This is a genomic window from Pseudomonas sp. F01002, assembly GCF_004402115.1.
Taxonomy (GTDB): Bacteria; Pseudomonadota; Gammaproteobacteria; order Pseudomonadales; family Pseudomonadaceae; genus Aquipseudomonas; species Aquipseudomonas frigoris.
The window spans coordinates 1-443 of record NZ_SOPU01000056.1 but is presented as its reverse complement, the minus strand read 5'-3'; the positions used below and the strand labels follow the sequence as shown (position 1 = coordinate 443).

1 protein-coding gene is annotated in these 443 nt (G+C 64.8%); it reads left to right on the top strand.

From position 1 onward, the window contains the following. On the top strand, positions 1–443 hold a 443-nt coding region (locus tag E3W21_RS28760; protein ID WP_134423034.1), incomplete at both ends, for an immunoglobulin-like domain-containing protein.

The window sequence follows — 443 nt, the reverse complement described above, 5'->3', positions numbered from 1 at the left end:
CGTCAGCACCACCATCACGGGAACCACCGGCGGCAATTTCGAGCAGCTGACCCCGAGCACCGAGCCGGCGCTGACCACTATCACTGACTCCAAGGATGCCACCGGCCTGAGCCTGTCGGCGTCCACCGTAGTGGCCGAGGGCGGTTCGATCGTTTACACCGCGAACCTGACCCACGCGGCCGGCACTCCGGTCACTGTGACCCTGAGCAACGGCGCAGTGATCACCATCGCCGCCAACGCCACCAGCGGGTCCGTCACCGTCGACGCGCCGAAAGACGATGCCTACATTGACGCCGGCAAAGTCAGCGCCACGATTACCACTGCTACCGGCGGCAACTTCGAGAACCTGGTGACCAGCCCGGCGGCGGCAGTCACTGAGGTGACTGACACAATCAACATTTCGACGGTCAGCCTGACCGCCAACGGCTCTGTGGCCGAAGGCG